Source organism: Stutzerimonas chloritidismutans (assembly GCF_051486945.1).
In the GTDB taxonomy this organism is placed as follows: Bacteria; Pseudomonadota; Gammaproteobacteria; order Pseudomonadales; family Pseudomonadaceae; genus Stutzerimonas; species Stutzerimonas chloritidismutans_B.
Genome location: NZ_JAHVDX010000003.1, coordinates 626,682 through 650,542, shown reverse-complemented (window position 1 = coordinate 650,542; position 23,861 = coordinate 626,682). Strand labels below are relative to the sequence as shown.

Genomic DNA, 23,861 nt, shown 5'->3' with positions numbered 1-23,861 from the left:
AGCAAAACGCCCCAATCAAGGGGCGTTTTGCTCAGAGCTTCAGATCAGGTCGCAGGTGCGGTCTGAGCAGTGATCTTGCGCGTAATGTACCACTGCTGCGCAATGGACAAGACGTTGTTGACCACCCAGTACAGCACCAGGCCGGCAGGGAACCAGAGGAAGAAGAAGGTGAAGATGATCGGCAACAGCTTCATCACTTTGGCCTGCATGGGATCCGGCGGCGTCGGGTTCAGTTGCTGCTGGATGAACATTGTCGCGCCCATGATGATCGGCAGGATGAAAAAGGGATCCTTGATCGACAAGTCGGTGATCCAGAACATCCACGGCGCTTGGCGCATCTCAACGCTTTCCAACAGCACCCAATAGAGCGCGAGGAACACTGGCATCTGCACCAGGATCGGCAAGCAGCCGCCGAGCGGGTTGATCTTTTCTTTCTTGTAAAGCTCCATCATCGCCTGGGACATCTTCTGGCGATCATCACCGTACTGCTCTTTCAGCGCCTGCATTTTCGGCGACACCGCACGCATGCGCGCCATCGACCGGTAGCTGGCCGCCGAAAGAGGGAAAAACGCGAGCTTGATGATGATGGTCAACGCGATGATCGACCAACCCCAGTTGCCCAACAGTGCATGAATGTTCTGTAGCAACCAGAAGATCGGCTGCGCGATGAACCAGAGAATGCCGTAGTCAACAGTCAAACGCAGGCCAGGGGACAACTCTTCAAGCTTGTCCTGGCTCTTGGGGCCTGCATAAAGTCTGGCTGACGCCTCGCCTTGCTCACCGGGTGCGACCGTGACCGCTGGGCCAGTGAAACCGATGATGTAGTTGCCCTGGCTGTCTTTGCGGGTCTGGACCTGGTTAGTCTGCTCGGCTTGCGGGATCCAGGCGGTGACGAAGTAGTGCTGCAGCCAGGCGATCCATCCACCTTCCACGGTTTTCTTCAGGCTTTTGTCGTCCATGTCGCCCATGGACACCTTGGTATAGGGCTCGTCCTTGGTCCACAGCGCGGCGCCCAGGTAGGTGGCGGTGCCAGTGGCCGTGCTCGAGGACGGGTCGCCGCTGCTGTCACGCTTGAGCTGGCCGAACATGTAACCGGTCCAAGGCTCCCCGCTCTGGTTATCGATCAGGTAGCTGACGCCGAGGTCATAGTTGCCGCGCTCGAAAGTGAATCGCTTGGTGTAATTGACTCCGTCGGCACTGTAAGCAAGGTCGACGACGAGCTGATCTTGCCCCTCGGCCAGCTGATATTGCTGCTGCTCGCTCGAGTAGAGCGGGCGACCAGTGGCCTTGTCCGGACCGTCACCAATCAAACCACTCTGGGCTTCGTAGGTCCGTTCGCCGCTACGCTCGAAGAGCTGAAACGGCACATCGGGCCTATCCTGGCGACGCGGATACTGCGGCAAGCGCAGGTCAACGACATCTCCACCCTTCGGGTCGATTGCCAGGTCCAGTACGTCGGTCCGTACCCGGATCAGCTGGGTACTGGCTTGAGAGTCGGATACGGCGCTGGCCTGCGGTGCCCCTTCGACGACCGGCAAATCGCCAGCTTGCTGATTGGCCAAATTGGAGGCAGGTGTGTCCGGTAGCGAGTTGGACTGACTTTGTTCCTGGGTGGTCTCAGGGGGCAGTGCTGCCTGGCCATAGTCCTGGTTCCACTGCAGGACCAACAGGTAGGCAACGATTGCCAGGGCAACGAGCAGGATCGAGCGTTTGATATCCATGGTTACTCGGTCATCGAGGATGAATTGGAGGTGGTGTAGGAAGGCACGGGGTCATAGCCGCCCGGATTCCATGGATGGCAACGGCCGAGCCGGCGCAGGCTCAGCCAGCCACCACGCAATAGGCCATGGGTTTCGATGGCCTCTTGCGCGTAGCAGGAGCAGGTGGGGTAGAAACGACAATGGCTGGCCATCATAGGGCTGATGGCGTACCGATAGATGCGTATGGGAACGAGGGCCAGGTTGCGCATGGCTAGGCCTGGCTGCGGGAATCGCAAGGCGCGATGGAAGTTCGAGACAGTCGCTTCCAGAGCTTGGAAAAATGCCGGGCGAGCTCAGCGCTTTCCTGATCGGCCAGACCCTTTCGCGCGATTACCACAATGTCCCATCCCGTTAGTTCCAACTGGTGGAGACGAAAAGTTTCGCGCAGCTGCCGCTTGATGCGATTGCGCTCCACCGCGAGCTTGACGCTCTTTTTGCCGATTACCAATCCCAGTCGGGGATGAGGCAATCCGTTTTCCCGCACCAACAGTAGGACATTCCTGCCCGGTAGCTTGCCGGAGGGGGAGTCGAAGACCAATTTGAACTGGCGGGGGGTCAGCAGTCGCTTGTCCCGTCCGAAGTCTCGACTCACTACCTGTTCCGACGTATTCAGACGGTCAGACGCTTACGACCTTTGGCGCGACGGCGCGACAGAACTGCACGGCCGTTCTTGGTAGCCATGCGAGCGCGGAAACCATGAGTGCGGGCGCGCTTGAGAGTGCTCGGTTGGAAAGTGCGTTTCATGATGCGTTACCTGGTGATCGGTTGCGAGCCGGAATGGCCCCCTTTTAAGAGACCGGCGATTGTAGAGAAGCCATCGAGTCAGGTCAATTTCCAACCAGTCGAGATTTCGAAAAAGATATAGAAAGGAAAAAGAATAAAGCTCTTCTTTTTCTAAGCTTATGTATGTGCGTCGGTATTTCTGTGGATAACCTACGTCAGGCGAGCGGCGGCGGGGCTTCACGGTCGTGATAACCCTTAGGAATAACTCGGAGTAAGCGGTTCACATCCCGTGATCGTCCTGTGTATACCTGACTTAGTTATCCACAGCACAGGTTGCGCAGGTGGAAAAAAACAGCTTTTCCGCAGGGCTGCTTTCAGGTTATCAACAGGGTTCATAGTGCTTGTCAGTCTTACCAGATGCTTGGATAGACGACCGAACGCCGATACCGCTGTGGATAACGGAGGCGCGGCCCAGCTACAATGGCGACCGTTTTCGAGCTCGACAGCGTTTAGGAGATTCCGTGTCGGTGGAACTTTGGCAGCAGTGCATTGACCTTCTGAGGGATGAACTGCCAGCCCAGCAATTCAACACGTGGATACGCCCGCTTCAGGTTGAAGCGAACGGAGATGAGCTCCGTGTGTACGCACCTAACCGGTTCGTGCTCGATTGGGTCAACGAAAAATACCTGTCGAGGCTGATGGAGCTGTTGTCCGAACGTGCCACTGGGCTAGCACCGGCGCTTTCGCTTTTGATTGGCAGCAAGCGGACTGCGGCGGCTGCATTGCCCCCCGCCGCGTCGTCGCGCCCTGCGGACACCGCGCCAGTTCGCGTAGCGGCTGTAACGCCCGAAGCGGTGCCTGTTGCACCAGTATCGCAAGTGGCCGTGGATGCTCCGGTCACGCCAGCTCGTAGCGAGCGTAACGTGCAGGTCGAAGGCGCGCTCAAGCACACCAGTTACCTCAACCGTACCTTCACCTTCGAGAACTTTGTCGAGGGTAAATCCAATCAGCTCGCCCGTGCGGCGGCCTGGCAGGTCGCCGACAATCCCAAACATGGTTACAACCCATTGTTCCTCTATGGTGGGGTCGGTCTCGGCAAGACTCACTTGATGCATGCCGTGGGCAACCATCTTTTGAAGAAGAACCCGAATGCAAAGGTCGTGTACCTGCATTCGGAGCGTTTCGTCGCAGATATGGTCAAGGCGCTGCAGCTCAACGCCATCAACGAATTCAAGCGTTTTTATCGTTCGGTCGACGCGCTGCTGATCGACGACATTCAGTTCTTTGCAAAGAAAGAGCGCTCTCAGGAGGAGTTCTTCCACACCTTTAACGCGCTGCTTGAAGGCGGTCAGCAAGTCATCTTGACGAGTGATCGATATCCCAAAGAGATCGATGGACTGGAGGAGCGCCTCAAGTCACGCTTCGGTTGGGGGCTGACCGTCGCGGTGGAACCCCCGGAACTCGAAACACGCGTAGCGATCCTGATGAAGAAGGCCGACCAGGCCAATATCGACTTGCCGCATGATGCGGCCTTCTTTATTGCACAACGCATCCGGTCTAATGTGCGCGAACTCGAAGGTGCGTTGAAGCGTGTGATCGCACATTCGCACTTCATGGGGCGCGACATTACGATCGAGCTGATCCGAGAGTCTTTGAAAGACCTCCTGGCATTACAGGACAAGCTGGTCAGCGTGGATAACATCCAGCGCACCGTGGCTGAGTATTACAAGATCAAGATTGCCGATCTGTTGTCGAAACGTCGGTCTCGCTCGGTTGCCCGCCCTCGGCAGGTAGCGATGGCCTTGTCGAAAGAACTGACCAATCATAGCCTGCCGGAAATCGGTGATGCCTTTGGTGGCAGGGATCACACGACCGTGTTGCATGCTTGCCGTAAAATCGCCGAACTTCGCGAAATAGATGCCGATATTCGCGAGGACTACAAAAACCTGTTGCGCACTTTGACTACCTGAACAGATTGCCGCCATCTAATAGGCAAGGGACCAGACCATGCATTTCACTATTCAGCGCGAAGCCCTGTTGAAACCTCTGCAGCTGGTGGCTGGCGTAGTAGAACGCCGCCAGACCTTGCCGGTGTTGTCCAACGTTCTCTTGGTGGTCGACAATCATCAGCTGTCGTTGACCGGCACGGACCTTGAGGTTGAGCTGGTAGGGCGCGTGACGTTGGAAGACGCGTCCGAGCCGGGGGAGATCACCGTGCCGGCGCGTAAACTGATGGACATCTGCAAAAGTCTGCAGCCCGATGCGCTGATTGATATTCGGCTCGATGACAGCAAGGTGATCATCAAGTCCGGACGCAGCCGCTTCACGTTGTCCACCCTTCCTGCCAATGATTTTCCGGCCGTTGAGGAGGGGCCAGGCTCCCTCAGCTTTACGGTCAATCAGGGCAAGATGCGCCGGCTAATCGAGCGCAGCGGTTTTGCCATGGCGCAGCAGGACGTTCGCTACTACCTCAATGGAATGCTCATTGAAGTTTCCAGCGGAATGCTCCGTGCGGTCGCGACCGATGGGCATCGCTTGGCAATGTGTTCCATGCAGGCAGGTATCGAGCAGCCGGACCGTCATCAGGTTATCGTTCCACGTAAGGGTATTCTCGAACTGGCCCGCCTACTGTCCGACCAGGACGGTGACGTGAGCATTGTCTTGGGTCAGCACCACATCCGAGCCACGACGGGGGAGTTCACCTTCACCTCCAAGCTGGTCGACGGTAAGTTCCCCGATTACGAGCGCGTACTGCCTCGGGGCGGCGACAAGTTGGTCGTCGGCGAGCGCCAGACGCTTCGCGAAGCGTTCAGCCGAACTGCAATCCTGTCGAACGAAAAATATCGTGGCATTCGGCTGCAGCTAGAAAGCGGCTTGCTCAAGATTCAGGCGAACAATCCTGAACAGGAAGAAGCCGAAGAAGAAGTGGCGGTCGACTATAACGGTGGGTCGCTGGAGATCGGCTTTAATGTCAGCTACTTGCTCGATGTACTCGGTGTAATGACCGCGGATCAGGTACGCCTGATCCTCTCTGACGCCAACAGCAGTGCGCTGGTCCAGGAATTCGACAACGACGACTCTGCCTATGTCGTCATGCCAATGCGTCTGTAACGGTTTGAATGTCGCTTAGCCGTATCTCCGTCACCGGCGTTCGCAATCTGCAGCCGGTGACGTTAACCCCCTCCCCGCGGATCAATATCCTTCAAGGCGACAATGGCAGCGGGAAAACCAGCTTTCTCGAGGCCATCCATCTTCTTGGCCTGGCGCGCTCTTTTCGGAGTACCCGCTTAAATCCAGTTATTTCCCACGAGCAAACGAGCTGCACCGTATTTGGCCAGGTTCAGTTACCTGATCAAACCAATGCGCTTGGGATCGCGCGGGATCGCGCCGGTGAGGTGCGCATCCGAATCAATGGCCAGACGGTCAAAGGCGCGGCTGAGTTGGCTGAATCGCTTCCATTGCAAGTGATTAATCCAGACAGTTTCCGGTTATTGGAAGGTGCGCCGAAGCTTAGACGACAGTTCATGGATTGGGGTGTGTTTCACGTGGAACCCCGGTTTTTGGGCGCCTGGCAGCGGTTGCAGCAGGCCCTACGGCAACGGAACTCGATGCTTCGGCATGGTACACTTGACAGCGCTTCCGTCGCGGCGTGGAGCCGTGAATTGACGGTGGCAAGCGACGAAATTGACAGCTTTCGGCGTGCCTATATTCAGTTGCTTAAACCGGTATTCGAGGCCACGTTGGCAGAGTTATTGGACTTGGGCGAGTTTCAACTCAGTTATTACCGGGGCTGGGACAAGGATCGTCATCTTGCTGATGTATTGGCGGCGTCTCTCGAGCGAGACCGTGCCATGGGGCACACCCAATCCGGTCCCCAGCGTGCCGACCTGCGCTTAAGAATAGCGGGGCATAACGCTGCTGAAACCTTGTCCCGCGGGCAGCAGAAGCTAGTCGTCTGTGCGTTGCGCATTGCACAGGGTCATCTGGTCGGCGAAGCAAAGCGTGGCCAGTGCATTTACTTGGTGGATGATCTTCCGTCCGAGTTGGATGAACAACATCGGCGTTCATTGTGCCGCTTGTTAGAACAGCTGAATTGCCAGGTATTTATCACCTGTGTCGATTCGAATCTATTGCAAGTAGATTGGTGTGTGGACACGCCAGTCTCAATGTTTCACGTGGAACAGGGAAACATTGTCCCTATCCACGGCCCCTCGGGAGTGAAGGCATGAGCGAGAACCATACGTACGATTCGTCCAGCATCAAGGTGCTCAAGGGGCTAGATGCTGTCCGTAAGCGCCCAGGTATGTATATAGGTGACACGGACGACGGAACTGGTCTGCACCACATGGTCTTCGAGGTCGTTGATAACTCTATCGACGAAGCGTTAGCCGGACATTGCAGCGATATTCGTATCACTATCCATGTCGATGAATCCATCAGTGTCCGTGACAATGGACGTGGCATTCCGGTGGATATACATGAGGAGGGCGTCTCAGCGGCTGAGGTCATCATGACCGTCTTGCACGCCGGCGGTAAGTTCGATGACAACTCATATAAGGTTTCCGGCGGCTTGCACGGCGTCGGCGTATCGGTTGTTAACGCACTTTCCGAGGAACTGCTACTGACCGTCCGCCGAGACGGTAAGGTATGGGAACAGACCTACCGCCATGGCGTACCGCAGGCTCCGCTCGCTGCCGTAGGCGAAACGACTGAGTCGGGCACTGAGATTCATTTCAAGCCGTCTGCTGAGACCTTCCAGAATATCCACTTCAGCTGGGATATCTTGGCGAAGCGCCTCCGGGAACTTTCATTCCTCAACTCTGGCGTTGGCATCGTGCTACGCGACGAGCGGACGGCCAAAGAAGAGCTCTTCAAGTACGAAGGGGGTCTTAGCGCCTTTGTCAGCTATCTCAATACCAACAAGACCGCGGTGAATGAAGTCTTTCATTTCAGCGTTCAGCGCGATGATGGTGTGGGCGTTGAGGTGGCTCTGCAGTGGAATGACAGCTTCAACGAGAACATTCTCTGCTTCACCAATAACATTCCGCAGCGCGATGGCGGCACTCATCTCGCGGGGTTCCGTTCCGCGCTGACCCGCAACCTGAATAACTATATCGAACAGGAAGGCTTGGCCAAGAAGCATAAGGTCTCGACTACGGGTGACGACGCGCGTGAAGGCCTGACAGCCATTATTTCAGTCAAAGTGCCCGACCCCAAGTTCAGCTCGCAAACGAAGGACAAGTTGGTTTCGTCCGAGGTTAAGACGGCGGTCGAACAAGAGATGGGCAAGTATTTTGCGGATTTCTTGCTCGAGCATCCTAACGAAGCCAAGGCGGTTGTCGGAAAGATGATCGATGCCGCTCGTGCCCGTGAAGCGGCTCGCAAGGCGCGCGAAATGACCCGCCGAAAGGGCGCATTGGACATTGCAGGGCTGCCGGGTAAGCTGGCCGACTGCCAGGAAAAGGATCCTGCGCTTTCAGAACTTTACATCGTGGAGGGTGACTCCGCGGGCGGTTCTGCCAAGCAGGGCCGTAACCGCAGGACTCAGGCGATTCTGCCGTTGAAAGGTAAGATCCTCAACGTCGAAAAGGCTCGTTTCGACAAGATGATTTCCTCGCAGGAAGTGGGCACGCTGATTACAGCGCTGGGCTGCGGGATAGGCCGCGAAGAATACAACATCGACAAACTGCGGTATCACAACATTATCATCATGACGGATGCTGACGTCGACGGCTCTCACATTCGCACGCTGCTGTTGACCTTTTTCTTCCGTCAGCTTCCTGAATTGATCGAGCGAGGCTATGTCTACATTGCCCAGCCGCCGCTTTACAAAGTGAAGCGCGGCAAGCAGGAACAATACATCAAGGATGACGAGGCGATGGACGAGTATCTCACTCAGTCCGCACTCGAAGACGCTAGCCTTCATGTCAACGAGGACGCGCCGGGACTGTCTGGCGAGGCGCTGGAACGTTTGGTCAATGACTACCGCACCGTAATGAAAACCCTGCAGCGGTTGTCCCGACTCTATCCGCAAGAGCTTACAGAACACCTTATTTACTTGCCGCGGGTACCCGTTGAAAAGCTCGCAGACCATTCGGCCATGCAGGCCTGGCTTGAGCCCTACGCCGCCCTGCTCAAGACTGTCGAGCGTTCCGGCCTCACCTACAAAGCCAGCTTGCGCGAAGACAAGGAGCGAAATCTTTGGTTGCCGGAGGTCGAGATCATCTCGCATGGGCTGGCGAGTTACATCACGTTCAACCGCGACTTCTTCAGCAGCAACGACTATAAGACGGTCACGACGCTTGGTGACAAGCTCAACAGCCTGCTCGAAGACGGGGCTTATGTGCAGCGGGGCGAGCGGAAGAAGCCTGTGACGACCTTCAAACAGGCGCTTGACTGGCTGATGAACGAGGGTACCCGCCGTCATAGCGTACAGCGATACAAGGGGCTCGGCGAAATGAACCCGGACCAGTTGTGGGAGACCACGATGGACCCAGCTGTGCGCAGAATGCTCCGCGTGTCGATCGAAGATGCAATTGCAGCTGATCAGATCTTCAATACGCTTATGGGAGATGCGGTCGAGCCGCGGCGTGACTTTATTGAGTCCAACGCGCTGGCAGTCTCTAATTTGGACTTCTAACGGCGTCTTTCGATGTCCGCTACACAGGATTTCCCCTTCGCCCCGTGTGCAGCCGCATCAGCGTGTTGTCCGGGGCTTTCTTTTGCCGGTTGTTCCACGTGGAACAATCAATAGCTAAAGTAAATGGCCTCGCTATGGTTAATCAATTTTAACCTTCTTCGAGCACGTCCTATGATCCTTTATCGAACTATATCGAATCACTTGGGGATCCAACCATGCTCGACACGAACCTGAAGGCGCAGCTGAAGACGTATTTGGAAAAGGTGACCTTGCCATTCGAGATCGTCGCCTCGCTGAACGACGACGCTAAATCGCAAGAAATGCTCAGCCTGCTGCAAGAAATCACCAGCCTGAGCGACAAGATTACCCTGCGCACCGACGGCAACGATGTCCGTAAGCCGTCGTTCGCGCTCAATCGCATCGGCGGCGACATCAGCCTGCGCTTCGCTGGCATCCCGATGGGGCATGAGTTCACGTCGCTGGTCCTGGCACTGCTGCAAGTCGGCGGCCATCCTTCGAAGACCGCGCCGGAGATCATCGAGCAGATCAAGAGTCTCGACGGCGAGTACCACTTCGAAACCTACTTCTCGCTGTCCTGCCAAAACTGCCCGGACGTCGTCCAGGCGCTGAATCTCATGGCGGTGCTCAACCCGAACATCCATCACGTCGCCATAGACGGTGCACTGTTTCAGGAAGAAGTCACGGTTCGCCAGGTCATGTCCGTACCGAGCATCTACCTCAATGGCGAGCTGTTCGGCCAGGGCCGCATGGGCGAGGAAGAGATCCTCGCCAAGCTGGACACCGGCGCTTCGGCACGTGATGCCGAGAAGCTGAGCGCCAAGGATGCCTTTGACGTGCTCGTCGTAGGTGGTGGGCCTGCCGGTGCCGCTGCGGCCATCTACGCGGCGCGCAAGGGCATCCGCACCGGGGTTGCCGCCGAGCGCTTCGGCGGTCAGGTGCTGGACACCATGGCCATCGAAAACTTCATCTCGGTCAACGAGACCGAAGGCCCGAAACTGGCCCGTGCGCTGGAGAACCATGTCCGCGAATACGACGTCGACATCATGAACCTGCAGCGCGCCGCTCAGCTGATCCCAGCCTCAAGCGAAGGCGGCCTGCATGAGATCAAGCTGGAAAACGGCGGCTCGCTGAAGGCCAAGACCCTTATTCTGGCGACCGGCGCGCGCTGGCGTGAAATGAACGTGCCCGGCGAGCAGGAATACCGCGGCCGTGGCGTTGCCTACTGCCCGCACTGCGACGGCCCGCTGTTCAAGGGCAAGCGTGTGGCGGTCATCGGCGGCGGCAACTCCGGCGTCGAAGCAGCTATCGATCTGGCTGGCATCGTCGCTCAAGTGACGCTGCTCGAGTTCGATAGCCAGCTGCGTGCCGATGCCGTGCTGCAGAAAAAGCTCTACAGCCTGCCGAACGTCACCGTGATCACCAGCGCGCTGACCAGCGAAGTGAACGGCGACGGTAAGAAGGTCACCGGGCTGACCTATAAGGACCGCAACTCTAGCGAGTTTCACCAGCTTGAGCTCGAAGGCATCTTTGTGCAGATCGGCCTGCTGCCCAACTCCGACTGGCTCAAGGGCACCGTGGAGTTGACTTCACGCGGCGAGATCATCGTCGATGCACGTGGCGAGACCTCGCTGCCGGGCATCTTCGCCGCCGGTGACGTGACCACTGTGCCGTACAAGCAGATCGTCATCGCGGTTGGTGAGGGCGCCAAGGCCTCGCTGAGCGCCTTCGATCACCTGATCCGCAGTTCGGTCCAGAGCTGATTGAGTTGGCGAAACGAAAAAGGGGAGCTTCGGCTCCCCTTTTCATATGACGGCGGCCCGCGAGCCCGGCGGACTCAGGCCAAAGCCTCCAGTCGCTGAACCTCGGCGTTAACCCAATCTTCAGCGCGTTGGTTAAGCTCGGCGACGGCCCGCGGCCCTTCGCTTTCAGCCTGCAGGGCCGGACCGATGACGACCCGGATCGTCCCGGGGTGTTTGCCCCAGCCGGCGCGAGGCCAATAGCAACCGGCATTGTGGGCTATCGGCAGCACCGGCAGCTTGGCGTTGACCGCCAATGCCGCGCCGCTGCGTGAGAACTTTCCATTCTGGCCCACCGGCATGCGAGTGCCCTCTGGGAAGATCAGCACCCAGGCGCCCTGCTCCAGACGTTCCTGACCCTGTTTGGCGACCTGTCGCAAAGCTGCTTTCGGGTTATTCCGATCGATAGCGATGGGCTTGAGGAGCATGATCGCCCAGCCGAAAAACGGGACATGGAGCAGCTCGCGCTTGAGCACCTGGCTTAGTGGCTCGAAGTAGGCCGACAGGAAAAAGGTCTCCCAGGTGCTCTGGTGCTTGGAAAGGATCACGCAGGGCGTAGTAGGGATGTTTTCCTGACCGGTAACTTCATAGCGCAGCCCAATGATCGACCTGGCCAGCCAAACCGCGCTGCGGCACCAGGCCTGTACCACGAAGCGATAGCGCATGCGGAACGACATGAACGGCGCGAAAACCAGGCTAATCAGGCACCAGACGAAGGCACTAAGCGACAGCAGTACATAGAACAACGCGATCCGTGCGGAGTACAGCAGGCTCATCGTCCCTCCTCCAACAAATGGTCCGCGACAGCGGCCAGATCATCGAAGACCTGCGTGCCCTGCGGCAGCGTACCTTCCAGGGTCCGCATACCCTTCCCGGTTCGTACCAGGTAAGGCTCCCCACCCAGGCGCATTCCAGCGTGCAGGTCGCGGTGGCTGTCACCAACCACCGGCACACCGTTCAGGTCGGCCAGATGGAAATGTTCGGAAATTTTCTGAAACAGGCCGGGTAACGGCTTGCGGCAGTCGCAGCCGTCGTCCGGTCCATGAGGGCAATGCACGATCAACTCGATACGGCCCCCCTCCTCCATGACCATCTGCTGCAGCTTGAAGTGCATGTCGTCGAGGGTCGCGGCATCGAACAAGCCTCTGGCCAGGCCAGACTGGTTGGTTGCGACGGCAACCGTCCAGCCTGCCTGACAAAGGCGGGCAATGGCCTGGATCGAACCCGCGATGGGGACCCACTCGTCCACGCTCTTGACGTAGGCGTCTGAGTCCACATTGATCACGCCGTCACGGTCAAGGACGATCAGTTTCACCGGCTTAGCCAAGTGCGGAAATATCGGCGACGCCAAGGAACAATCCTCTTAACCGGGCCAACAATGCATAACGGTTGGCACGCACCGACGCATCGTCGGCATTGACCAGAACCGCCTCGAAGAAGGCATCCACCGGGGCGCGCAGATGAGCCAGGCGCTCGAGCGCCTCGCGGTACTGACGTGCGGCGGCCAATGGCTGCACTGCCTGTTCGGCTTGTTGCAGTGCCGAATACAGCGAGAACTCGGTGGCGTTATCGAAATAACGCGGTTCGACCGTTTCCGGCAGCTTGGCGTCGAACTTGCTGAGCAGGTTGGAGACGCGCTTGTTCGCGGCTGCCAGGGCTTCTGCTTCGGGCAGGGTGCGGAACGCCTGCACCGCTTGGACGCGCTGGTCGAAGTCCAGTGCAGACGCAGGCTTCACGGCGCGCACCGAAAGGTAGGACGCAACGTCGATGCCTTCGTCCTCGTAGCGAGCGCGCAGGCGGTCGAAGATGAATTCAAGTACCTGCTCGTCCAGCCCGGCGGCCTTCACCTGGTCGCCGAATTGAGCGATAGCGAAGTTGACGGCTTGAACCAGGTCGAGATCGATCCCCTTCTCCACGAGGATGCGCAGCACGCCAAGCGCAGCGCGGCGCAGCGCATAGGGGTCTTTGCTGCCGGTGGGGAGCATGCCGATGCCGAAGATTCCTACCAGCGTGTCGAGCTTGTCAGCGACCGCCAGGATCGCGCCTGTTTGGGTGGTCGGCAGCTCGGCACCCGCGCCGCGCGGCATGTACTGCTCGTTCAGCGCGAGAGCAACGTCTTGGGGTTCACCGTCGTTCAGAGCGTAGTAATACCCGGCCACGCCCTGCATTTCGGGAAACTCACCGACCATTTCGGTGGCCAGGTCGCATTTGCTGAGCAAACCGGCACGGGCCGCCCAGTCCGAATTGCCTTGTACGTTGCCGGCGATGAACGCGGCGAGCTTGGACACGCGCACGGCCTTGTCGTAGACAGAGCCCAGTTGCGCCTGAAACACCACATTCTTGAGCCGATCATTGAAGGCTTCGAGCCTCTGCTTCTTGTCCTGCTTGAAGAAGAACTCGGCGTCGGTCAGACGCGGGCGCACCACCTTCTCGTTGCCGGCAATGACCTGGGCTGGATCGCGACTCTCGATGTTCGCCACGGTAATGAAGCGCGGCAGCAGCTTGCCGTTAGTGTCCAGCAGGCAGAAATACTTTTGATTGTCCTGCATGGTACTGATCAGGGCTTCCTGCGGCACATCGAGGAAGCGCTCCTCGAACGAGCAGACCAGCGGCACCGGCCACTCGACCAGCGCGGTGACCTCATCAAGCAGCTCCGGCGGCACGATGGCCGTGCCCTGCTGCTCGGCGGCCAGCTCGTCGACCCGTTTGGCGATCATGGCGCGGCGCTCGGCGAAGTCCGCGATGACACGAGCACTGCGCAGGTCGTCCAGATAGCTGGACGGCTTGGAGATGCGTACCGGTCCTGGGCTGTGGAAACGATGGCCCCGCGATTCGCGACCTGCCCGCTGAGCCAGTAGTGTGCAATCGATGACCTGATCGCCGAACAGCATCACCAACCATTGGGTCGGGCGGACGAATTCTTCCTTGCGCGCCGCCCAGCGCATGCGCTTGGGAATCGGCAAATCATTGAGTGCGGCTTCGACGATGCCGGGCAACAGCGCGGTGGTCGGCTCGCCGGCGATGGTGCGGCTGTACTTCAGTTTGGGACCGCTACGGTCGATGTCCGCGAGTTCAACGCCGCATTTACGGGCGAAACCAAGGGCGGCCTGGGTCGGCTCACCGTCAGCATCGAATGCAGCCTGCAGTGGCGGACCATCGAGATTGACGCTGCGATCGGGCTGTTGGCTCTCGAGGTTCTGGACCAGCACGGCCAGGCGACGTGGGGCGGCGAACGCCTGAACCCGTGCATGCAGCAGCCCGGCCTCCTTCAAACCTTTTTCGATGCCGCTGCGAAAGGCATCGGACAGCTTGCCCAGCGCCTTGGGTGGCAGCTCTTCGGTGCCGAGTTCGACGAGGAAATCCAGTGCGCTCATTCTGCTGCCTCCAGCTTGGCCAGTACTTCGTCACGCAGGTCGGGAGTAGCCATGGGGAAGCCGAGCCTCGCACGTGCCTGCAAGTAGCTCTGCGCTACAGAGCGCGCCAGCGCGCGAACCCGGAGGATGTATTGCTGGCGGGCCGTCACCGAGATGGCTCGCCGAGCGTCCAGCAAGTTGAAGGTATGAGAGGCCTTCAGGACCATTTCATAGGTCGGCAATGGCAGTTCCAGCGCGATCAGGCGATTGGCTTCCGCCTCGTAAAAATCGAACAGTTCAAAGAGCTTGTCGACATTGGCGTGCTCGAAGTTGTAAGTCGATTGCTCCACCTCGTTCTGGTGGAACACGTCGCCATAGGTGACCTTGCCGAAGGGGCCGTCGGTCCAGATCAGGTCGTAGACGGAATCCACACCCTGCAGGTACATGGCCAGTCGCTCCAGGCCGTAGGTGATCTCGCCGGTGACGGGGTAGCACTCGATCCCGCCCACCTGCTGGAAATAAGTGAACTGGGTAACTTCCATCCCGTTCAGCCAGACCTCCCAACCGAGGCCCCAGGCGCCCAGCGTCGGCGACTCCCAGTTATCCTCGACGAAGCGCACGTCATGCACGGAGGTGTCGACGCCGATCCGGCGGAGCGACTCCAGATATAAGTCTTGAATATTGTCTGGGTTGGGCTTGAGCACGACCTGGAACTGGTAATAGTGCTGCAGGCGATTGGGGTTTTCGCCGTAGCGGCCGTCGGCGGGGCGGCGGGACGGCTGCACATAGGCGGCGTTCCACGTTTCAGGACCAATGGCGCGCAGGAACGTCGCGGTGTGGAACGTACCGGCGCCCATTTCCATGTCATAGGGTTGCAGAACGACACATCCCTGCTCTGCCCAGTAGCTTTGCAGGGCGAGGATCAGGTCTTGGAAGGTGCGCACGGCAGGCGTAGGCTGGGTCAAAATTTCACCTGTGCTGGGCTTCGACATAAAGCCTTGGAGTATACCCGATAACAGCCCAGACCCGGCGCCAGCCCGGCGTTTGGGCATGCGTTTCACCGCCGGGTGCCCTACCCGCCTATCCACGGAAGCCGAACGATGCCGCGTTGCGCCTGGTGCACGAGCAACCCCCTGTATGCTCAGTATCACGATCAGGAATGGGGCGTGCCGAATCGCGACCCGCAGGCCTTGTTCGAATGCCTGGTGCTCGAGGGTTTTCAGGCTGGGCTGTCGTGGATCACCGTGCTGCGCAAGCGCGAGCGATACCGGCACGTCCTGTTCGGTTTCGACGCGCCACGCCTGGCGCAGCTGACCGATGCCGAAATCGATGCGTTGATGCTGGACGCCGGCATCATTCGCAATCGACGCAAGCTCGAAGCCGCTCGGCGTAACGCCCAGGCTTGGCTCGCGCTGGAGCATCCCGTGGACTGGCTGTGGTCCTTCGTGGGTGGCCAGCCCAGAATCAATCATTTCGCCTCGAAGGACGAAGTGCCGGCGGTCACGCCCGAGGCGGAGGCAATGAGCCGGGCGTTGAAGCGGGCGGGCTTCGGCTTCGTCGGCCCCACCATTTGCTATGCCTTCATGCAGGCCAGCGGCATGGTCATGGATCATACCCTCGACTGCGACCGTTACCCGGTTCTCGCGCTCGGGTGCGAGCCTGCCACGTGAAGGCGTTACACTAGCCGCTTTGATTGAAGGGAGAGGTCCTTTGGACAGGTTCAAAGGTGCGCTGGTCGTTGGTTTCCTGCGCCTGTTCGCGCTGCTGCCTTGGCCCATCGTGCAGCGGCTTGGCAGCCTGATCGGCTGGCTGATGTTGAAACTGCCCAACCGCTCCCGCGAGGTCGCCCGGATCAACATCGGCAAATGTTTTCCCGAACTGAACGACGCGGCGCGTGAACGGCTGTTGGGTCAGAGCCTTGAGCAGATCGGCAAGACATTCACCGAGAGCGCCTGCGCCTGGATATGGCCGGCCGACAAGACGCTGAGCCTGGTCCGTGAAGTCGAAGGGCTTGAGGTACTGGAGCAGGCATTGGCGTCCGGCAAGGGCGTGGTCGGCATTACCAGCCACCTCGGCAATTGGGAGGTGCTTAATCACTTCTATTGCGCCCAGTGCAAACCGATCATTTTCTACCGGCCACCAAAGCTGAAAGCCGTCGATGATCTGCTCCAGCGCCAACGTGTTCAGCTCGGTAACAAGGTTGCGCCCTCCACCCGCGAAGGCATCATCAGTGTCATCAAGGAAGTGCGTCGCGGCGGCGCCGTCGGTATACCGGCAGATCCGGAGCCGAGCGAGGGCGCAGGCGTGTTCGTGCCGTTCCTTGGCACTCAAGCGCTGACAAGCAAATTCGTGCCGGGCATGCTCACCGGCGGCAAGGCAGTCGGCGTCTTTCTGCATGCGTTGCGCCTGGACGACGGTTCGGGCTACAAGGTGATCCTCGAAGCGGCGCCGCCCGCGATGTACGAGGAAAACGTCGACGTCGCAGTCGCCGCGATGAGTGGCGTGATCGAGCGTTATGTCCGTCGCTGGCCGAGCCAGTACATGTGGACGATGAAGCGGTTCAAGAAACGTCCGGCCGGCGAACCACGCTGGTACTGACCTTAGCAACGCAGTACACAGGGATAGTCATGGGAACGTTGAATCAGCGACAGCACCCGCGTGCGCCGATGAAGTGCCGCATCCGTATCACCCACGAATCCTTCGGCGAAATCTTCGCCCATACCCGTGACCTCTCGGACGGCGGGGTCTACGTCAAGCATCCGCAGCTGACGGAGTTGCTGCCTGGCATGATAGTCAGCGGCCAGGTCCAGGATTTGCCGATTCCCGCGCCCGAGCTGGAAATGGAAGTGATGCGTGTCGATGCCGAGGGGGTGGGGCTGCGCTTTGTCAGGGCAGATTGAGGTCAGGGCAGACTGAGTGGCCCTCCCCCTCACCTCGTTCCGCTCGCTGACGTTCTCTCGACCGGGGATCAGGCTCGGTCCAATTTGCGCAGGAATACGAGCATTTCCTTTTCCGCCTGCTTGTCGCCACGGGCCTTAGCTGCAATCAGACCCTGCTCCCAGGCCTGGCGCGCTGCCGCAGAATCACCTAATGCCTGGTGTGCCTTGCCGAGCAATTTCCAGGCGGCGGAATAGCTCGAGTCCTGCTCGACGCAGCGCTGCAAGTGTTGGGCAGCGGCCAGTGCATCTCCAGCGTCGAGGTAGCCCTTACCGAGGCCGAAACGCAACATGGCGTTGTCCTTACCGGCAGCCAGCATCTTTTCCAGCGATTCGAGCATAACTGTCTCCGTCAACTGGCCTGCGTCACCGCGCTGAGAAACTCCTGAGTGCGGGCCTCGCGGGGATTGTCGAACAGTTCTTCCGGTGACCCCTGTTCGTGGATTCGCCCTTCGTTGAAGAAACAAACCCGGTCGGCGAATTCGCGTGCGAAGCCCATTTGGTGCGTCACCATCAGCATCGTCAGGCTATGAGCGTCGCCGAGGCGGCGGATGACGTTGAGCACTTCGCCGCAGAGCTCTGGATCGAGCGCCGAGGTAACCTCGTCGAACAGCATGACCTTGGGTCGCATGGCCAGCGCCCGCGCAATGGCAACACGCTGCTGCTGGCCACCGGACAGCTGCGAGGGGTAGTGATCGAGCTTGTCGTCCAGGCCCACCATCGCCAGCAACTCTTCGGCACGCTCGCGCGCCTCGGCCTTGGACAGCCCGAGCACCTGGACAGGCGCCTCCATCACGTTCTGCCGCGTACTCATGTGCGGGAACAGGTTGAAACTCTGAAAGACCATGCCGACCTTGCCACGGACGCGGCGCTGGTGGCGGGCGTTGGCGCGCACCAGCTGACCGTGGCTGTCGGGCATGTGCGTCAGGGGCTCACCGTCGACCATGATCACGCCGTCGTCGATCTGCTCCAACGTCATCAACGCGCGCAGCAGGGTGGACTTGCCCGATCCGCTAGGCCCGATGATCGCGACCTTCTCCCCGTTACGCACGTCCAGATCGAGGTGATTGAGAACCGTCAGGTCACCATAGTGCTTGCTCACGTCACGGAACTGCACCATCACGTCCGTTTCGCTGGCGGTATCGGAAGCCGGCGCACCGGCTTGCATGGACTGACTCATCGGGCTAGCTCCATTCGGTTTTCCAGACGCCGCACCAACCAGGCGAGGCCAAGACTGAGGATGAGGAAGAACAGGCCGACCATGGTGATCGGCTCGAGGTAGCGGAAGTGTTCGGAACCGATGTTCTTGGCGCGCTGCATGATTTCCACCACGGTGATGGCAGACAGCACGGGGGTGTCCTTGAGCATCGAGATCAGGTAATTGCCCAGCGCCGGCATGATCGGCCGCAGTGCCTGCGGCAGGATGATCTTGCGGTAGGCGGTCACCGGCTTCATGTTCAGCGCGGTCACCGCTTCCCATTGCGCGCGCGGCACCGCATCCAGGCCGGCGCGATAAACCTCGGCGGTGTAGCAGGCGTAATGCAGCGCGATGCCAGCGATGCCTGCCTGCAACGCGGACAGATTCACGCCGAAGTTCGGAAGCACGAAAAACAGGAAGTACACCTGGATCAGCAGCGGCGTGCTGCGGATGAACTCGATGACCCCCGTGACCGGCCAGGCCAGCCAGCGTTGGCGGCTACGGCGCCCCACGGCGAGAAACAGGCCGAGCACGATGGCAATGGAGAAGCCGGCGAGCGTTATACCGATGGTCTTGATTGAGGCATCGAGCAGCCGGGGCAGGATCTGCAGCGCAAAGTCCCAGTCAAAAAAATTCATGACAAACCTCCGCGCATGCGGCCACGGGCGAGGCGGCGTTCCAGGGTGCGCATCCCGAGGTTGATGAGCTGCGCGAGCACGAAGTAGATGACCAGCGCGAAGCCGAAGATTTCTAGCGTCTGCAGCGTCGCCTGGTCGAGCTGACGGGCTCGGAAAGCCAGGTCCGACAAGGTGATCAGCGAAACCAGCGACGTGTTCTTCAACAGCTCAATCAGCAAATTAGTGCCCGGCGGAATAGCGGCCAGAAGTGCCTGCGGCAGGATCACCCGCCGCAGGCGCTGCCAGGGCGTCATGTTTAGAGCCAGGCAGGCCTCGTATTGGCCCTCGTGAACCGAGCGAATTGCGCCGCGCAGCACTTCGGCGCCGTACGCACCGATGTTCAGGCCAAGGCCGATCACGGCGACCTGGAATGCACTCATGTTGATGTTGAACGGCGGCATCGGCAGCACGAAATACAGCCAGAACAGCTGCACCAGGAGCGAGCTGCCACGGAACAGCTCAATGTAGACGACTGCCAGCCAGCGCAGCGGCGCGAAGGGCGACAGCCGGGCGAAGGCGCCGATCAAGGCAGCCAGAATCGCTAGCAGTGAGCCGAAAAAGGCGACCTGCACGGTCACCCAGGCGCCTTGTAGCAAGAGAGGTAGGAGTTCGTTCATCTTGATTTTCCGGTTGGCTCCACATCGGGTGGAGCTGGAATCGCCCAGCAGTGCGGCGGCTGCGTCGGGCGAGCGGTCTGCGACCGGGTCGCCCCACGCGGGGCGATCTGTATCGCAGCCAGCCGTCGAAGGCCCGCCATATGCTGCGAGCGGGCCTGTCGGAACGACGGTTCATCATGTGCAGGTCGGTGCGGCCAGTCAGGCCCCAACGAGCCTGTCACGCGCCGCAGAGTTCGTCGGCGGTCTTATTGGTGATGTTGGAGCGATCGAAGCCGAAGGGCTCGACGGTTTTCAGGTGCTCGTCGCTGCCCAGCCACTTCTTCAGCTCGGCGTTCACCGCGTCGCGCAAAGCCTTGTCTTTGGGGCGGAACGCCAGGGCGCCATAGCCGGTATGGGCTGGGTCGTCCTTGAAATCGGTAGTGGCTTCGACCCCTTCGCCTGCCTTCTCAGCTAAGCCCTTCATGGTCAGCTGGGTGCCGATGGCAGCATCCGCACGTCCGGTGCGCACGGCCTGCAGCTGCGAGGTGGTGTCCGGCACTTGCACGATCTGCGAGTCCTTGATGCCAGCTTTGCGCGCGTAGTTCAGGTTGACCGTGCCGGACATGATGGCGAGCTTGGCGGTCTCGTCCTTGGCGATGTCCTCGTAGCTGCGCAATTGCTTGGGGTTGCCAGTCTTGACCAGGAGGGTGTCCTTCAACTGGTAATGCGGGTCGGTGAACAGGACCTGCTTGCAGCGCTCGGGGGTGATGTACATGCCGGCTGCGATGAGGTCGAAGCGGCTGGCGCGCAGGCCGGGGATCAGCGAGCCCCATTCGGTGAGCACCGGATTGATCTTCTCGACGCCCATGCGTTGGAAGATCTTTTCGACGATTTCGGGGGATTCGCCGGTGACGCTGCCGTCGGTGGCGGTGTAAGCGAAGGGGGTTTCATTGGCGTAGCCGATGCGGACGCTACTGCTGTCCTTGATCTCGTCCAGGGTATCGGCCTGGGTCAGGCTGCTGATCGTGGCGCCCATCAGGGCGGTGCAACCGATCAGTAGCCGGGCGATGGGTGAGATGTTGAAGTTCCTCATGGTGTCTCTCCTGTTTTCCTTGGATATCCGTAAGTCGGATTCGTTTGTTCTAGGAGGCGGTTGCCAGGGTGGTACCTCGGCCGTACACGGCAAAAAAACGGTGACGCGGACCTGCGTGGCGCACGCTGCTGCGGTGCCCCGGTTGGACAGGTGCCGCCCGGCCGATCTGCCCGAGCATACAAAAGCTGAGCGCCTAACGGAAATGTAGACGGCATCTGAGCCGATTTGTCTCGAACCGGCAGAAATAAAGCGAAGCGGCAACGAAGCGTTGCCGAACGAAGTGGCCGATCGCCCGAAGGCGACCGGCCGGCTGGGCTCAGAAGAAGGTCAGGCCAGCCTGGAAGAGGCGTTCGACGTCGCGGATATGGCGCTTGTCGACAAGGAAGAGAATCACGTGGTCGCCAGACTCGATCACCGTGTTGTCGTGAGCGATCAGCACCTCCTCGTCGCGGATCACGGCGCCGATGGTCGTGCCTGGCGGCAGAGAAACTTTGCCGATGGCGCGGCCGACGACTTTGCTCGAACGTGAGTCCCCATGGGCGATGACCTCGATTGCCTCTGCCGCGCCACGGCGCAACGAGTGAGCACTGACGATATCGCCGCGACGCACGTGGGTCAGCAAGGTGCCGATGGTCGCCAGCTGCGGGCTGATGGCAATGTCGATCTCGCCGCCGTGCACCAAGTCCACGTAGGCGGGATTGTTGATGATGCACATGACCTTCCGCGCGCCTAGGCGCTTGGCCAGCAGCGACGACATGATGTTCGCTTCGTCGTCGTTGGTCAGCGCCAGGAAGACGTCCGCGTCGTTGATGTTTTCTTCGACCAACAGGTCGCGGTCCGACGCGCTGCCCTGCAGGATGATGGTGCTGTCCAGCGTGTCGGACAGGTAGCGGCAGCGCGCCGGGTTCATCTCGATGATCTTGACCTGATAGCGGCTCTCGATCGCTTCGGCCAGCCGCTCGCCGATGTGGCCGCCACCGGCGATCACGATGCGGCGGTAGCTGTCGTCGAGCCGGCGCATCTCGCTCATGACCGCGCGAATGTGCCCGCGGGCGGCAATGAAGAACACTTCGTCATCGGCCTCGATGACCGTGTCGCCCTGCGGCAGGATCGCCTGGTTGCGCCGGAAGATCGCCGCGACGCGGGTATCCACGTTGGGCATGTGCTTGCGGATCTGGCGCAGCTCCTGGCCGACCAGCGGGCCGCCGTAATACGCGCGTACCGCAACCAGTTGGGCCTTGCCATCGGCGAAGTCGATCACCTGCAGCGATCCGGGATGCTCGATCAGACGCTTGATGTAGTTGGTCACCACCTGTTCGGGGCTGATCAGGACGTCGACCGGGATCGCCTCGTTGCTGAACAGCCCGGAGCGGGTGAGGTAAACCGACTCACGCACCCGCGCAATCTTGGTCGGGGTGTGGAACAGGGTGTAGGCGACCTGGCAAGCGACCATGTTGGTCTCGTCGCTGTTGGTCACGGCTACGAGCATATCGGCGTCGTCCGCACCGGCCTGCCGCAGCACGGTGGGAAAGGAGCCGCGGCCCACCACGGTGCGGATGTCGAGGCGGTCGCCCAGTTCGCGTAGGCGATCGGCGTCGGTGTCCACCACCGTAATATCGTTGGCTTCGCTGGCGAGGTTTTCGGCGAGCGTGCCGCCGACCTGCCCTGCGCCGAGAATGATGATCTTCACGCGATCACTCCTGAGAGGTGGTTGCCGCCCCGAGTTATTGGCCGAGGCTGATTCACTGTCCTGTTCGCCCGCCGGGTTGCGCCGCGATCTTGATCAGCTTGGCGTAATAAAACCCGTCGTGACCGTCCGGCTGCGGCAGCAACTGGCGGCCGTAGGGTTGCACGACACCGAACCCTGCGGGCAGATCCAGCTGGCGCGCGCCGGGCGTACGCGCCAGGAAGGCCTCGATCACGTCGCGGTTTTCAGTCGGCAGCACCGAGCAGGTGGCGTAGAGCAACACGCCTCCGACCGCAAGCGTCGGCCAGAGTGCGTCGAGCATCTCGCCTTGGAGCTCGGCGAGCGGCGGGATATCCTCGACCTTGCGCGTAAGTTTGATGTCCGGATGACGGCGGATCACTCCGGTCGCCGAGCAGGGTGCGTCGAGCAGGATGCGCTGGAAGCTGCGGCCGTCCCACCAGGCATCGGTCCTGCGGGCGTCGGCGGCAATCAGGTTGGCGTCGAGCTGCAGCCGCGCCAGGTTGTCCCGCACGCGCTCGAGCCGCTTGGGTTCGAGATCGAGTGCGACGACTTCTGCGAGTCCCGCTTCGCGCTCGAGAAGGTGGCAGGTCTTGCCGCCCGGTGCGCAGCAAGCGTCCAGCACCCGTTGGCCGGGCGCCAGATCGAGCAGCCCGGCAGCGAGCTGCGCGGCTTCGTCCTGCACGCTGACTTCCCCATCGGCGAAGCCGGGTAATTGGTAGACGTCGCAGGCGGCGGCCAGGCGGATACCGTCATCACTGTGGGGCGTGGGATAGGCCTCGATGCCCGCGTCCTGCAGCCTTGCCAGGTACGCGTCGCGCGTGCCTTGGCGGCGATTGACCCGCAGCGTCATTGGCGGGTGCGCGTTGTTAGCGGCGCAGATCGCTTCCCAGTGTTCGGGCCAGTGCGCCTTGAGGGCCTTTTGCAGCCAGCGCGGATGGGCTAAGCGGATGACAGGGTCGCGCTCGAGGTCCGCGAACAGCGCCTCGCCTTCCCGCTGCGCCTTACGCAAAACAGCGTTAAGCAGGCCTTTGGCCCAGGGCTTCTTGAGTTTCTCCGCGCAGCCGACCGTCTCGCCGAGCGCAGCGTGCGGCGGGATACGGGTATGGAACAGCTGGTAAAGGCCGACCAGCAGAAGCGCTTCGACGTCGCGATCAGCAGCCTTGAACGGCTTCTGCAGCAGGCGCTCGGCCAGGCCGGCGAGGCGTGGTTGCCAGCGCGCTGTGCCGAAGGCGAGGTCCTGGGTCAGGCCCCGGTCGCGTGCATCGACCTTGGTCAGCATCTCCGGCAGGCTGCTCCCCAGCGATGCCTTGCCAGACAGCACGACGCCCAGAGCTCTGGCCGCAGCCAGGCGTGGATTCAT

23 protein-coding genes are annotated in these 23,861 nt (G+C 60.2%); 8 read left to right on the top strand and 15 right to left on the bottom strand.

Annotated elements, in window-relative coordinates:
* Window positions 1–44: 44 nt before the first annotated feature.
* Genes yidC through rpmH form a run of 4 tightly spaced genes read right to left on the bottom strand, consistent with a single transcriptional unit; the run spans window position 45 to window position 2,504 of the window.
* A complete protein-coding gene (yidC, locus tag KXR72_RS14940) occupies window positions 45–1,721 on the bottom strand; it encodes a membrane protein insertase YidC (protein WP_437421873.1) in 1,677 nt (558 codons plus the stop codon).
* Between the two features lie 2 nt (window positions 1,722–1,723).
* Window positions 1,724–1,969 carry a membrane protein insertion efficiency factor YidD gene (gene yidD, locus KXR72_RS14935; RefSeq protein ID WP_437421872.1) on the bottom strand — a complete coding sequence of 82 codons (246 nt, stop codon included), beginning with the start codon at window positions 1,967–1,969 and terminating at the stop codon, window positions 1,724–1,726.
* Between the two features lie 2 nt (window positions 1,970–1,971).
* Window positions 1,972–2,352, bottom strand: coding sequence for a ribonuclease P protein component (gene rnpA, locus KXR72_RS14930; protein WP_437421871.1), 381 nt, complete (start codon window positions 2,350–2,352; stop codon window positions 1,972–1,974).
* A gap of 17 nt (window positions 2,353–2,369) precedes the next feature.
* A complete protein-coding gene (gene rpmH / locus KXR72_RS14925) occupies window positions 2,370–2,504 on the bottom strand; it encodes a 50S ribosomal protein L34 (protein WP_137973924.1) in 135 nt (44 codons plus the stop codon).
* A 500-nt stretch (window positions 2,505–3,004) separates the two neighbouring features.
* On the opposite strand from rpmH, the gene dnaA reads away from it, so the two are divergent.
* The 5 genes from dnaA to ahpF all read left to right on the top strand — a co-directional run bounded on the left by dnaA (window position 3,005) and on the right by ahpF (window position 10,904).
* Window positions 3,005–4,453: a chromosomal replication initiator protein DnaA gene (dnaA, locus tag KXR72_RS14920; protein ID WP_437421870.1), complete on the top strand. Its 1,449-nt coding sequence runs from the start codon at window positions 3,005–3,007 to the stop codon at window positions 4,451–4,453.
* 37 nt (window positions 4,454–4,490) lie between these two features.
* Window positions 4,491–5,594 carry a DNA polymerase III subunit beta gene (gene dnaN / locus KXR72_RS14915; RefSeq protein ID WP_437421869.1) on the top strand — a complete coding sequence of 368 codons (1,104 nt, stop codon included), beginning with the start codon at window positions 4,491–4,493 and terminating at the stop codon, window positions 5,592–5,594.
* 8 nt (window positions 5,595–5,602) lie between these two features.
* The gene (gene recF, locus KXR72_RS14910; RefSeq protein WP_437421868.1) at window positions 5,603–6,712 is read left to right on the top strand and encodes a DNA replication/repair protein RecF; all 1,110 of its coding nucleotides are present in this window, start codon (window positions 5,603–5,605) and stop codon (window positions 6,710–6,712) included.
* Complete coding sequence (gene gyrB / locus KXR72_RS14905) at window positions 6,709–9,123, top strand: DNA topoisomerase (ATP-hydrolyzing) subunit B (RefSeq protein ID WP_437421867.1); 2,415 nt, start codon at window positions 6,709–6,711, stop codon at window positions 9,121–9,123. Before recF ends, gyrB begins: the two co-directional genes overlap by 4 nt.
* A 215-nt stretch (window positions 9,124–9,338) precedes the next feature.
* Window positions 9,339–10,904 carry an alkyl hydroperoxide reductase subunit F gene (gene ahpF, locus KXR72_RS14900; protein ID WP_437421866.1) on the top strand — a complete coding sequence of 522 codons (1,566 nt, stop codon included), beginning with the start codon at window positions 9,339–9,341 and terminating at the stop codon, window positions 10,902–10,904.
* Between the two features lie 74 nt (window positions 10,905–10,978).
* Here ahpF and KXR72_RS14895 read toward each other — a convergent pair whose 3' ends face one another.
* From KXR72_RS14895 to glyQ, 4 genes are read right to left on the bottom strand one after another with little or no spacing between them, the layout of a single operon-like run.
* The gene (locus KXR72_RS14895) at window positions 10,979–11,716 is read right to left on the bottom strand and encodes a lysophospholipid acyltransferase family protein (RefSeq protein ID WP_437421865.1); all 738 of its coding nucleotides are present in this window, start codon (window positions 11,714–11,716) and stop codon (window positions 10,979–10,981) included.
* The gene (gmhB, locus tag KXR72_RS14890) at window positions 11,713–12,255 is read right to left on the bottom strand and encodes a D-glycero-beta-D-manno-heptose 1,7-bisphosphate 7-phosphatase (RefSeq protein ID WP_437421864.1); all 543 of its coding nucleotides are present in this window, start codon (window positions 12,253–12,255) and stop codon (window positions 11,713–11,715) included. Before gmhB ends, KXR72_RS14895 begins: the two co-directional genes overlap by 4 nt.
* 4 nt (window positions 12,256–12,259) lie before the next feature.
* Window positions 12,260–14,314 carry a glycine--tRNA ligase subunit beta gene (glyS, locus tag KXR72_RS14885; protein WP_437421863.1) on the bottom strand — a complete coding sequence of 685 codons (2,055 nt, stop codon included), beginning with the start codon at window positions 14,312–14,314 and terminating at the stop codon, window positions 12,260–12,262.
* Window positions 14,311–15,258, bottom strand: coding sequence for a glycine--tRNA ligase subunit alpha (gene glyQ, locus KXR72_RS14880; RefSeq protein ID WP_437421862.1), 948 nt, complete (start codon window positions 15,256–15,258; stop codon window positions 14,311–14,313). The genes glyS and glyQ overlap by 4 nt, the downstream gene beginning before the upstream one ends.
* 135 nt (window positions 15,259–15,393) lie before the next feature.
* Here glyQ and KXR72_RS14875 point away from each other — a divergent pair, with 135 nt between their 5' ends.
* The 3 genes from KXR72_RS14875 to KXR72_RS14865 are packed head-to-tail and all read left to right on the top strand — an operon-like array spanning window position 15,394 to window position 17,193.
* A complete protein-coding gene (locus tag KXR72_RS14875; RefSeq protein WP_437421861.1) occupies window positions 15,394–15,963 on the top strand; it encodes a DNA-3-methyladenine glycosylase I in 570 nt (189 codons plus the stop codon).
* A gap of 40 nt (window positions 15,964–16,003) precedes the next feature.
* Window positions 16,004–16,891 carry a lysophospholipid acyltransferase gene (locus tag KXR72_RS14870; RefSeq protein ID WP_437421860.1) on the top strand — a complete coding sequence of 296 codons (888 nt, stop codon included), beginning with the start codon at window positions 16,004–16,006 and terminating at the stop codon, window positions 16,889–16,891.
* Window positions 16,892–16,920: 29 nt separating this feature from the next.
* On the top strand, window positions 16,921–17,193 hold the full coding sequence (locus KXR72_RS14865; RefSeq protein ID WP_437421859.1) for a PilZ domain-containing protein: 273 nt from the start codon (window positions 16,921–16,923) through the stop codon (window positions 17,191–17,193).
* Between the two features lie 68 nt (window positions 17,194–17,261).
* On the opposite strand, the gene KXR72_RS14860 is transcribed toward KXR72_RS14865, so the two are convergent.
* The 7 genes from KXR72_RS14860 to rsmB form a co-directional block, all read right to left on the bottom strand.
* Window positions 17,262–17,570 carry a hypothetical protein gene (locus tag KXR72_RS14860; RefSeq protein ID WP_437421858.1) on the bottom strand — a complete coding sequence of 103 codons (309 nt, stop codon included), beginning with the start codon at window positions 17,568–17,570 and terminating at the stop codon, window positions 17,262–17,264.
* A gap of 11 nt (window positions 17,571–17,581) precedes the next feature.
* Window positions 17,582–18,397 (bottom strand): ectoine/hydroxyectoine ABC transporter ATP-binding protein EhuA, encoded by an 816-nt coding sequence (gene ehuA / locus KXR72_RS14855; protein ID WP_437421989.1) that lies wholly within the window; start codon window positions 18,395–18,397, stop codon window positions 17,582–17,584.
* An 8-nt stretch (window positions 18,398–18,405) separates the two neighbouring features.
* Window positions 18,406–19,065, bottom strand: a complete 660-nt coding sequence (gene ehuD / locus KXR72_RS14850; protein ID WP_437421857.1) for an ectoine/hydroxyectoine ABC transporter permease subunit EhuD — start codon at window positions 19,063–19,065, stop codon at window positions 18,406–18,408.
* The gene (gene ehuC / locus KXR72_RS14845; protein ID WP_437421856.1) at window positions 19,062–19,721 is read right to left on the bottom strand and encodes an ectoine/hydroxyectoine ABC transporter permease subunit EhuC; all 660 of its coding nucleotides are present in this window, start codon (window positions 19,719–19,721) and stop codon (window positions 19,062–19,064) included. Before ehuC ends, ehuD begins: the two co-directional genes overlap by 4 nt.
* A gap of 217 nt (window positions 19,722–19,938) precedes the next feature.
* A complete protein-coding gene (gene ehuB, locus KXR72_RS14840; protein ID WP_437421855.1) occupies window positions 19,939–20,793 on the bottom strand; it encodes an ectoine/hydroxyectoine ABC transporter substrate-binding protein EhuB in 855 nt (284 codons plus the stop codon).
* A gap of 316 nt (window positions 20,794–21,109) precedes the next feature.
* Window positions 21,110–22,483 (bottom strand): Trk system potassium transporter TrkA, encoded by a 1,374-nt coding sequence (gene trkA, locus KXR72_RS14835; RefSeq protein WP_437421854.1) that lies wholly within the window; start codon window positions 22,481–22,483, stop codon window positions 21,110–21,112.
* 52 nt (window positions 22,484–22,535) lie between these two features.
* Window positions 22,536–23,861 (bottom strand): 16S rRNA (cytosine(967)-C(5))-methyltransferase RsmB, encoded by a 1,326-nt coding sequence (rsmB, locus tag KXR72_RS14830; protein WP_437421988.1) that lies wholly within the window; start codon window positions 23,859–23,861, stop codon window positions 22,536–22,538.